The 7182-nt window shown below is 59.0% G+C and carries 7 protein-coding genes; 6 read left to right on the top strand and 1 reads right to left on the bottom strand.

What is annotated here, in order from left to right; translation table 11 throughout:
* Together JWR14_RS17545 and JWR14_RS17540 are read left to right on the top strand one after the other, a co-directional pair.
* Positions 1 to 1055 (top strand): porin (locus JWR14_RS17545; protein ID WP_299709193.1); only part of this gene is annotated, 1055 nt, incomplete at its 5' end.
* 90 nt (positions 1056 to 1145) lie between these two features.
* Complete coding sequence (locus JWR14_RS17540; protein ID WP_366144560.1) at positions 1146 to 2795, top strand: methyl-accepting chemotaxis protein; 1650 nt, start codon at positions 1146 to 1148, stop codon at positions 2793 to 2795.
* 425 nt (positions 2796 to 3220) lie between these two features.
* Here the strand turns inward: JWR14_RS17540 and JWR14_RS17535 are convergent, their stop codons facing one another.
* Positions 3221 to 3517 (bottom strand): diguanylate cyclase, encoded by a 297-nt coding sequence (locus JWR14_RS17535; RefSeq protein WP_366144559.1) that lies wholly within the window; start codon positions 3515 to 3517, stop codon positions 3221 to 3223.
* Between the two features lie 549 nt (positions 3518 to 4066).
* Here JWR14_RS17535 and JWR14_RS38580 point away from each other — a divergent pair.
* From JWR14_RS38580 to JWR14_RS17520, 4 genes are all read left to right on the top strand, one after another.
* Positions 4067 to 4639 carry a DUF3331 domain-containing protein gene (locus tag JWR14_RS38580; protein WP_366144558.1) on the top strand — a complete coding sequence of 191 codons (573 nt, stop codon included), beginning with the start codon at positions 4067 to 4069 and terminating at the stop codon, positions 4637 to 4639.
* Positions 4640 to 4744: 105 nt separating this feature from the next.
* Complete coding sequence (locus tag JWR14_RS17530; protein ID WP_299709190.1) at positions 4745 to 4954, top strand: hypothetical protein; 210 nt, start codon at positions 4745 to 4747, stop codon at positions 4952 to 4954.
* A gap of 49 nt (positions 4955 to 5003) precedes the next feature.
* Positions 5004 to 5705, top strand: coding sequence for an HD domain-containing protein (locus JWR14_RS17525; protein ID WP_299709187.1), 702 nt, complete (start codon positions 5004 to 5006; stop codon positions 5703 to 5705).
* A 14-nt stretch (positions 5706 to 5719) separates the two neighbouring features.
* A partial coding sequence (locus tag JWR14_RS17520; protein ID WP_299709184.1) for a catalase occupies positions 5720 to 7182 on the top strand: 1463 nt, incomplete at its 3' end.

Below are 7182 nucleotides of genomic sequence, written 5' to 3'. Positions count from 1 at the left end.
AAATGAATCAGCACATCCAACGCATTCCGTTCATTGCCATCAAGCTGATCGTCTCCGGCATGCTGTGCTCGTTAGCTGCGACCCATGCGCACGCCCAAGATTCGTCAATCACGCTTTACGGCCTGTTCGATACCTTCGTTGAAGTGACCAATTCGGGTCAGGGTATGACGACGCGAATGGCATCCAGCGGTCTTTACGCGTCGCGCATCGGCTTGCGTGGCAGTGAGGATATTGGTGGAGGAAATCGTGTCAACTTCACGCTTGAAGACGGCATCAATACCAACAACGGCACGGCCGCGGACCCCACGGCGGCGTTTAACCGGCAAGCGTGGGTAGGCATGTCGGGCAACTGGGGAGAGCTGCGTATTGGCCGCCAGAACACGCCGCAGTTTCTGATGATCAGCCGCCTTGACGCGTTCGGCGGCGCCACCATGGCATCGGGCCTCGACAATCTGGCTACTTACACGTTTCGCGTCAGCAATTCGGTCAGCTATCAGACGCCCACCATTGCCGGCATCAAGGCCCAGATTCTCTACGGCTTGAGTCAGAGCACGACGCCGCAGAATGGACACGGCAATATTCACGTGGGTGCCGAATATGCACACGGCCCCGTGTATCTGGGTGCGAACTACGAACGGATCACCAGCGCAACGGCAAACGACGTGCAAAGCGATGGCTTCTTCGGCGGATCGTACGACTTCGGCACGATCAAGTTGTTCGCTGCATATCATCACGCACAAGATACGGCGCATCTCTACGATAAGGACGTGTACTCGGTATCCAGCGCGTCCAACCTCACCCCTTTCGATATCGTGTCTGCCGGCTACGCTTTCGCGTACGACCGGACCTCGGCAGGCAACGACGCCGGTGAGGTCAGCTTGATGGTCCGGCACACGTTGTCCAAGCGCACTTTGCTTTACGCCACCGCTTCGCGGATCGATAACCACAACAATGCCGCTTTCACCATGATGGGCGCCGCTGTCGCGGGCTTGCCGTTGTCCCACCCGGGTTATAGCCCTGCGGGCGTCCAGCTCGGTATCGTGCATTTCTTCTGATGCCAGAAACGGAAGGTCAAGCCGAAGTAGCGGAAGCTCCGCTGCTTCGTCTTTTTTGAGGATGTTGCCCACCCGTCGCCACGATCTAAAATGGTTCTTGAACATATGAAACTGTCTTTCGTGCAGAAGCTTTGGCTGCCGCTCATCCTGAGTCTCCTGTGTCTCGCCGGAATAACGACCTACCAAGCTTACCGGACGAAAGAAACGCGTCTGGATGAGCGTAAGGCGGATCTGACACACGCGACGGAACTCGCCCTGAGTGTCGTCAAGACCTTTGGCGACCAAGTGGCCGCCGGCTCCATGCCCGTGGCAGAAGCACAGAAGCGCGCCATGGACAGCATCCGGAACATGCGGTACGGCGAAGGCGGATATTTTGCGATCTTCAATTCGAACGGGACGATTCTAATGAACCCGATACAGCCGGAATTAAATGACAAGGACGCTAGAGACTACAAGGATTCGAACGGGATTTACTACATCAGGGAAACGGTCGCTGTCAGCAAGCGCGACGGCAGCGGCTTTACCGCATTTTCGTTTGCGAAACCGGGGACGGCCGAAGCTGCCCCGAAGATCGCTTACGAGGAGACTTATCAGCCGTGGGACTGGATTGTCCTGACGGGTGTCTATGTCGATGACCTCGATGCGGCATTCCGCTCGACGCTATACCAGAGCCTCGGGATTTTTCTGGTGCTGGCCGGTGCGTTATCGGCTGTCGTGATGCTGCTTAACCGCGGCATCCTCCGCTCACTGGGCGGTGAGCCGTCCTATGCCGCCGAAATTGCCAACCAGATTGCCAGAAACGATCTGACTGCCGAGGTGAAGACGGCGCCGGACGACCGCTCAAGTCTGCTGTTTTCGATGAAGCGCATGCAGGAGCAGCTCACGCAGACGATCGGCACGATCAAGATCTCGGCCGACTCGATTGCCACGGCGACGCACCAGATTGCCGCAGGCAACCAGGACCTGTCGCAGCGCACCGAAGAGCAGGCCGCCTCGCTCCAGGAAACCGCCGCCAGCATGGAGCAGCTGACCTCCACGGTCAACCAGAACGCTGACAACGCCAGTCAGGCCAACCAGCTCGCCGCGCAGGCCGCCCGGGTGGCGGAAGAGGGCGGCGCCGTGGTGTCACGCGTGGTCGAAACCATGGATGGCATCAACGCTAGCTCGGATAAGATTGCGAATATTGTCGGCATCATCGAAGGCATCGCTTTCCAGACCAATATCCTCGCGCTAAATGCGGCGGTCGAAGCGGCGCGGGCGGGCGAGCAGGGTCGCGGCTTTGCAGTGGTGGCCTCGGAAGTGCGTTCGCTGGCGCAGCGCTCCTCGGCGGCGTCCAAGGAAATCAAGGAGCTGATCCACGATTCCGTGGAGCGCGTGCAGGCAGGTGCGGGCCATGTACGGGAAGCGGGTGCGAAGATGCGCGAGATTACTCACGAAATCAGACGCGTGACCGACATCATGGGTGAAATCACCGCCGCGTCGCATGAGCAGAGCAAGGGCATCGGCCAGGTCAACCAGGCTGTCACCCAAATGGACGAAGTCACGCAGCAGAACGCAGCGCTGGTCGAACAGGCGGCGGCGGCCGCCAGCTCGCTCGAGTCGCAGTTGAACGATCTGAAAGCGTCCGTCGCGATGTTCAGGCTAGACGCATCAGGCGACGCCGAGGTCAGCCACCCTGTCGCGCAAACGCACACGACGGCGACTCCGGCGCGCGCCAACGTGCGGGCCACACTGGCCTGAAATGGTCCCCACCGCGGCCCGTTCGGATCGCGGAAACCGCCGGCGCTGGAGAATGGGACAGCTTTTAGGCGACTATAGGAGACCCTGACTCGCGGGCGCCCGAACATCGGCTTTGACCGATGACTTGACAAGGGTGACCGTCGGAGGAACGTCCGTTGTCCAGTCGGAGGGGACGCTCGAATGTCCACCTGAGGGCGCGGTCGAACGGCCGTAGGTGGCCGAGCCCGGTCCGACGTTGAACTGACGGAGCACCGCGATTGATCGGTCCGCGTCGGCCAGAAGTCGACCCGAAGCAGCCAATGGAATGCCGTCCTCGAGGGTCTCCTCAACGCCTGGAAGGAGACGCCCAAGCATCCCTACCTGGTTCTCAATCTCTAGCATCGCGCGGAAGCCGCTGTGGCACCGTGATCGATTGTCGCCGTAAATCAAAGGTGTTTCAGCAGGGCGCCGCTGCACGCGCCGCCCGAATGAGATCGCTGCCTCAGTGCCGTGTCGGGGAGTACGGCCGCGAATTCTTCGCCGCCGAGCCTCCCTACGATGTCGCCCGCGCGCGCCTCCAAGCGCAGCAGTTCAGCGAAGTGGCTGAGCGCGCGGTCACCGAGCGCACGCCCCAGCTGTCGTTGAGCGACTTGAAATGATCGAGGTCGAGCATCAGCACGGTAGCGCCGCGACTGTCCCCGCGCCGGATTCTGACAAGTCCTCTCGCATGGCCGCGTGATCAAAACTAAGGGTCCCTAAAACGTCCAGGGCCGGGTATCTCGACCCTTCCAACTATTTTGTTCGTCATCTTCAGATAGTGGTCGACGGACGTGGTTTACCGCAGTCGACACAACTCGTTAGGTCCTTTCAACGCGGCTATACACCTGTATAAGCCAGTTACCCTAACGCGGCATTGGTATATCCAACAGTAGAGTAGATATGCCGCGCGGCAAACCCTACTCTTCTCTCATCAAGATAGCGCTCGCCGTTATGAGAGCGTAAAGCTCGCGGTTCGGCCCGACGACAACATCGCCTTTTGGACTGCCCGCCCGATCGGTTCCCTTTTATACCGTCTTCAAGGAGTCATCGTGCAGTCTGTACTCCGTACCTGGATATATATCGGAAGCAACGCGTACGCGGAGTACACGTTCGTGCCGTGGCTTGGCAGGAGCATCTATCCCCGTACCGTCGACCTTTCCGCAATATGCATCCAGTAGCCGCAAGTGAGGGGTTATTCGACCTCTACCATTTGTTCGATAACTGCGTCACTCTTTGCTAAAGAGAGGAACACGATGTTGAACGCCGAACCCGATACGACTTCGGACATCCTGTCAGAGAATGGCCCTCACGATACGTCTATTGCCTCCACGCTACCCTCAAGCCGTCATCCGTCGCCGCATCGGCCGGGCCGGCTCACCCAGTCAAAGTCCGCTTACGGCACTGCGTCGCCGAAGGGTCCGGACCCATGGGCAACGACGCTCGCAGCTATCCGCAAATTTTCTTCCCCGCCAGATCCGATGTGGAATTCTCCGGACCTGTTGGGCCGCCCCGCCTCTGCTGGAGCGCAGCTCCGTCCGCGGGGGACGGACGACCACGACCCGCGCACCTTTAGTGTGACGGTGGTGGAGGAACTGCCCAATTCTCTCTTCGCGCTACGCTGGCATGACCCCACGCTTTGTTACTACGGAGAGCAGGTCTGGGTGCCGAGTCGCGCTCGCTCGCTAGGGCGTTGCGCCCTATCCGGCAAACATATCAACCGGGGCGACTCGGTCTACCGTCCCCAAACCCGCGCACGGGCCAAACCACTGAACCTCGATGCAGTGATTCTAGCCAGCGAAATGGTCAAGGTCCGCACAAGCGTCTAACTTTAACTCGCGCTGGAGTTGTCGGTTCAAACTCACTAGTGAAACATTGCCTGAGAGTTGGCCAACTCGGAATGCGCTCCGTCGTCTGGCCACTGGAGGTGCAACATGAAACTAGAAGCTATCGCGTTTGTGCGACTGCGCCGTCTCGCCCCGATTCTCGATGACATCCTCGGCGCAGGCGAAATTGAGAGCGCAGACCAGGCTCTGGGCCTTGCTTCACTTGCCCAGTTGTGCTCGCAACTGTTCGACACCTACCACTGCCAACATCCGCGCGAGATCGCGCAAGTGCGACTTGACGCACTCGAGTCGCAGTAAACCTGGAAGACCTCGCGTCCTCCGCACCCTAATCAGCTAAGGAGCTGAAATGACCGGCACGATCATCGCAGGCATCAAGATACCCGACAGCGCAGTCGCACGCGCGGCCACCGAACTGGTACGCGATACCGAAACGGACCTGCTGTACAACCATTCCCGGCGGGTGTTCCTGTTCGGAGCCCTGACCGGAGAGCGCAAGGGCCTGAAGTACGACTCGCAACTGTTGTACCTCGGCGCGATGTTTCACGACATGGGCCTCATGCAAGCGTATAGCAGCGAGAGTTATCGCTTTGAAGTGGACGGCGCCAATGCAGCGCGCGACTTCATGATGCAGTACGCTATGAACGAGTACGACATCGAACAGGTGTGGATTTCCATCGCGCTGCATACCACGCTGGGCGTGCCCGAACACATGAAGCCGGTGGTCGCGCTCGTCACAGCAGGGGTCGAGATGGACGTGCTGGGTCTGCCCTACTACGAATTCAGCGATGAGCAACGAAATCAGGTTGTTGCTGCGCATCCGCGCGAGAAGACGTTCAAGAGCGGCATCATCGATGCGTTTGCGAAAGGCACGATCAGGAAACCCGATACGACATTCGGCAATGTCAAGGCTGACGTGCTTGCGCTTCGTGATCCGTCGTACAAGCGCCTGAACTTTTGCCAGATCATCCTCGGCTCCGCCTGGGACGATGGCAACGTTCACCACGCTGGCTGCACGTGCAACGGCGGCGCAGCGGTTCAAAGCAACTAATTAGAGGATCTCTCATGAAAAAACTGACTACCGTTTTCGGTGCTCCCGTCGTCGATAACCAGAACATCCGAACCGCCGGTCCACGCGGCCCGGCACTGCTTGAAGATGTATGGTTTCTCGAAAAGCTCGCCCACTTCGACCGTGAAGTGATTCCTGAACGTCGCATGCACGCGAAAGGATCCGGCGCATTCGGCACCTTCACGGTCACCCATGACATTACGAGATATACGCGTGCAGCGATTTTCTCCGAAGTCGGCAAGAAGACTGAGATGTTCGCGCGCTTTTCAACCGTTGCGGGCGAACGCGGCGCAGCCGACGCAGAGCGGGACATCCGCGGCTTCGCGTTGAAGTTCTACACTGAAGAAGGTAACTGGGATCTGGTCGGTAACAATACGCCAGTGTTCTTCCTGCGCGATCCACTGAAGTTCCCTGACCTGAATCATGCGATCAAGCGCGATCCGCGCACGGGCCTGCGCAGCGCAGAGAGCAACTGGGACTTTTGGACGCAACTCTCGGAAGCGCTCCATCAGATTACGATCGTGATGAGCGATCGCGGTATTCCGAAGACGTTCCGGCACATGCATGGGTTCGGCAGTCACACCTTCAGTTTCATCAATGGCGCGCTGGAACGCTTCTGGGTGGAGTTCCATTTCCGCTCGCAACAGGGAATCGAAAATTTGACGGACACGCAAGTCGAAGCACTCGTTGGCCGCGATCGCGAGACGCATCATCGCGACCTGTACGAAGCGATTGAACGCCAGCAGTTTCCGCGCTGGACCATGTCCGTGCAGATCATGCCGGAGAAGGAAGCGGGTAGCTATCCGATCAATCCGTTCGACCTGACCAAGGTCTGGCCGAAGAGCGATTATCCGCTGATCGAAGTGGGCGTGGTGGAGTTGAACCGAAACCCGGAAAATCATTTTGCCGATGTGGAGCAGGCGGCTTTTGCTCCTGCCAACGTCGTGCCCGGCATTAGTTTCTCGCCCGACAAGATGCTTCAAGGCCGCCTGTTTTCCTATGGAGACGCGCAGCGCTACCGCCTGAGCGTTAACTACCATCAGGTGCCGGTGAATGCGCCGCGTGGAGCGAAGTACGTCCACAGCTACCACCGCGATGGGCGGTTGCGTGTCGATGCCAATACGGCCGGTGCCACGCCTTATGAGCCGAACACGCGGGGTGAATGGCAGCAGCAGCCCGAACATCGCGAACCGCCTTTGTCGATCGAAGGCATGGCGGATCACTGGAATCATCGTGTCGACGACGATTACTATTCGCAGCCGGGTGCATTGTTCCGCAAGATGACAGCAGAGCAGCAGCAGACCCTGTTCGATAACACCGCACGAGCACTGAACGGCGTATCGAAGCCAGTGCAGCAATTGCATATTGAACACTGTGCCCACGCAGATCCTGCCTATGGCGCGGGCGTTGCGCAGGCAATCGTTCAGCTTGAAGGGCAGTGCGCCTGGGCGGCCCGAGC

Source organism: Caballeronia sp., assembly GCF_028292365.1.
In the GTDB taxonomy this organism is placed as follows: Bacteria; Pseudomonadota; Gammaproteobacteria; order Burkholderiales; family Burkholderiaceae; genus Caballeronia.
The sequence above is the reverse complement of the archived record's forward strand: the minus strand, read 5'-3'. Positions and strand labels throughout refer to the sequence as shown.